The 2,996-nt window shown below is 67.3% G+C and carries 3 protein-coding genes and 2 tRNA genes; 3 read left to right on the top strand and 2 right to left on the bottom strand.

The window, feature by feature from the left end; all coding sequences use genetic code 11:
- Position 1: 1 nt before the first annotated feature.
- On the bottom strand, positions 2–823 hold the full coding sequence (locus AC2VOP_RS21165; RefSeq protein ID WP_486962786.1) for a crotonase/enoyl-CoA hydratase family protein: 822 nt from the start codon (positions 821–823) through the stop codon (positions 2–4).
- A 10-nt stretch (positions 824–833) separates the two neighbouring features.
- Positions 834–1,892 carry a histidinol-phosphate transaminase gene (locus tag AC2VOP_RS21160; protein WP_486962785.1) on the bottom strand — a complete coding sequence of 353 codons (1,059 nt, stop codon included), beginning with the start codon at positions 1,890–1,892 and terminating at the stop codon, positions 834–836.
- Positions 1,893–1,931: 39 nt separating this feature from the next.
- Here AC2VOP_RS21160 and AC2VOP_RS21155 point away from each other — a divergent pair.
- The 3 genes from AC2VOP_RS21155 to AC2VOP_RS21145 all read left to right on the top strand — a co-directional run bounded on the left by AC2VOP_RS21155 (position 1,932) and on the right by AC2VOP_RS21145 (position 2,860).
- Positions 1,932–2,018: transfer RNA gene (locus AC2VOP_RS21155), tRNA-Ser, on the top strand.
- Between the two features lie 43 nt (positions 2,019–2,061).
- Positions 2,062–2,134 (top strand) — tRNA-Arg (locus AC2VOP_RS21150).
- Between the two features lie 339 nt (positions 2,135–2,473).
- On the top strand, positions 2,474–2,860 hold the full coding sequence (locus AC2VOP_RS21145; RefSeq protein WP_486962784.1) for a helix-turn-helix domain-containing protein: 387 nt from the start codon (positions 2,474–2,476) through the stop codon (positions 2,858–2,860).
- The last annotated feature ends 136 nt before the right edge of the window (positions 2,861–2,996 follow it).

Raw genomic sequence — 2,996 nt, 5'->3', positions numbered from 1 at the left:
GTCATTCGCCGGTGAACTCGGGCTTGCGCTTGGCGAACGTCGCGGTGATCCCCTCGGTGAGGTCTTTCGACGGCAGAAACGCCGCGTTCCACGCCGCGACGTAGCGCAGGCTGGCCGACACTCGCTCGATCCGCTGCTGGTCGAGCACGTCCTTGACGCCGGCCACCGCCAGCGGTGGGTTGGCGGCGATCTCGGCGGCGGTGGCGTGCGCGGCGTCCAGGCAGGATTGCGCGTCGTCGAACACGTCGTTGACCAGGCCGATCTTCTCCGCGCGGGCGGCGTTGATGTCCCGGCCGGTCAGCGACAGTTCCCGCAGGTGCCCGTCGGACAGGATCAGCGGCAGCCGGGCCAGGCTGCCCATGTCGGCGACCATCGCCAGCTTGACCTCGCGCACCGAGAACTTGGCGTCGGCGGCCGCGTAGCGGATGTCGACCGCCGAGATCAGGTCGACGCCGCCGCCGATACACCAGCCGTGCACCGCCGCGATCGTCGGGGTGCGGCAGTCGGCGACCGCGTTGATCGCGCGTTGCATACGCAGGATCTCGGCGTGAAACTCGGTCCGCGGCCGAGCCATTGCGCCCTCGGCCAGCACCGGCGCCAGGGTGCCGCCCATCGCGGGCACGTCCAGCCCGTAGCTGAAGTTGCCGCCCGAGCCGGTCAGCACGATCGCGCGGACGTCACGGTCGGCGTCCAGCGCACCGAACACCTCGGGCATCTCCGACCAGAACGCCGGACCCAGCGCATTGCCTTTGCCGGGCCCGATCAGGGTGACCTGCGCGACGTGTTCTTTGGTTTCGACGGTGACGGATTCATACGCGTGCATGCCGACGAGCTTAGATCCAGTCCCGGGCGAACCTTAACAGCGCGTCGTTCTCCTCTGGTGACCCGATCGTCACCCGCACGCCGTCATCGCCGTATGGGCGGACCACGATGCGGGCCGCGGCAGCGGCGTCGGTGAAGTCCGACGTGCGCTCGGCCAGCGGCAGCCACACGAAGTTGGCCTGCGATTCCGGCAGCGTGAACCCGGCTCGGTGAAGTGTCGGGCGCAGCGCCGCCACCACCCGCTCTCGCTCACCGACCACGGCGTCGGTGCGGGCCAGCAGCTCGCCGGCGGCGTCCAGCGATGCGACCGCGGCGGCCTGCGCGATGCTGGAGACGGTGAACGGCACATAGACTTTGCCCAGCGCGGTGATCACCGCCGGGTCGCCGACTGCGTAACCCACCCGCACACCGGCCAGCCCGTAAGCCTTCGAAAACGTCCGCAGCACAACGACATTACTGTGTGCCCGGACCAAACCGAAACTGTCCGGCACCATCGGCCCGCGGATGTACTCCACGTACGCTTCATCGAGGGCGACCAGGACGTCCGACGGCACCGCGGCCACGAAACGCGCCAGCGCTGCCGGGTCGACGACGGTGGACGTCGGATTATTTGGGTTGCAGAGGAAGATCAGCCGGGTGCGATCGGTGACGGCGGCCAGCATTGCGTCCAGGTCATAGGTGTGCTCACGCAGCGGCACGCCGACCGGCACCGCCGCGGCGGTGCGGACCTGCAGCGGGTAGATCTCGAAGCTGCGCCAGCCGAACACCACCTCGTCGCCGGGGCCGGCGGTGATCTGGATGAGCTGCTGGCACAGGCTGACCGACCCGCAGCCGACGGCGACGCATTCGGGCGGAAACCCGACGTGGGCTGCCAGCCGCGTCCGCAGCTCGGCGTACCCGTTGTCCGGGTAGCGGTTGAGCGTGGCGGCGGCCCGCTGCACGGCTTCCCGGACGCTGGGCAGCACCGGGAACACCGTCTCGTTGCTGGCCAACTTGATCGAGCCCGGCACGGTCTTGCCCTCGGCGTAGGCTGGCAGTTCGGCGATCTGCGGGCGCAGGCGGGCGGTCACGTCGACAGCATAGGGGTCTAGTACCCTCGAAAAGTTCGAGGAGGCGTGCCAGAGCGGCCGAATGGGACTCACTGCTAATGAGTTGTCCCTTCACGGGGACCGGAGGTTCAAATCCTCTCGCCTCCGCCGCGGGCCGACTCCGCTCGGCCGGCAGCACAATCGAAGACAGGCGCCCGTAGCTCAACGGATAGAGCATCTGACTACGGATCAGAAGGTTGGGGGTTCGAATCCCTTCGGGCGCGCGGAGTGTGAGGGTGAGAGTTTTCTCGTCGTCACTGACAACGCGTAGGTCGGGTCGAACTCGACGGTACTGGGTTGTAGGCCAGCAGCCCCAGCGAACCCCGAGAGAACAGACCTGGGACAGTCGCCCACGGACCTCTCGCCGCCGCGAGGTCCGGCTCTCCAGGTAGGCGTCTACCCGCTGGGTGATCAGGTCAGACAGCCGAACGGCTCCGAGGTCGGGGATGATGATGTTCCGGCATATCTCGGAGTACCGGGTGATCGTGCCGTTGGTCAGCGACCACCATCGTGTACACTTAGAACACTTAGACCCCAGCTGCTATGAAAGGCGGAGGACTCCAATGAGCACGATCACCCAAAACGCCGTGGACCAGCTCGCCGCTGCGTGCGAGCGCGGCGACGAACCGGTGACTTTCAGCGCGACCCTAGATCACGAGACCGCAACCAAAGTCCTGGAACTGCTCACCGAACAGGCCAAGGGCGGGGCGCTGGTGGTTCGCGCATCCGACGAGTTCCGCACCTCGCAAGCGGCGGCGATGCTCGGCGTGTCTCGTCCGCACCTGTCACGGCTCATCGCCGAGGGGCGCATCGAAGCACGGAAGGTCGGGGCACACTGGCGTGTCCCGGCGCACGCGATAGCCGCGTTCTGTGACCACGAAGCCCAAGAGCGCCTTGCTCAGTCCGACGAGTTCGCCGCTGCGCAGAACGCGGCTGGGATTTTCGAGTAGATGCGCCGTGTCGTCCTCACCGACACCGATGTGCTGTGGTCGCGCACCGTGCGCGATTACCTGGTATACGCCCACGGGCGCAGGCTCATCGACGTTCGCTGGAGTGCGAAGATACTCGACGACCTGACCAGGACCT

The sequence above is a fragment of the Mycobacterium sp. TH-M106 genome, from assembly GCF_057473765.1.
This window is presented reverse-complemented; position numbering and strand designations above follow the sequence as displayed.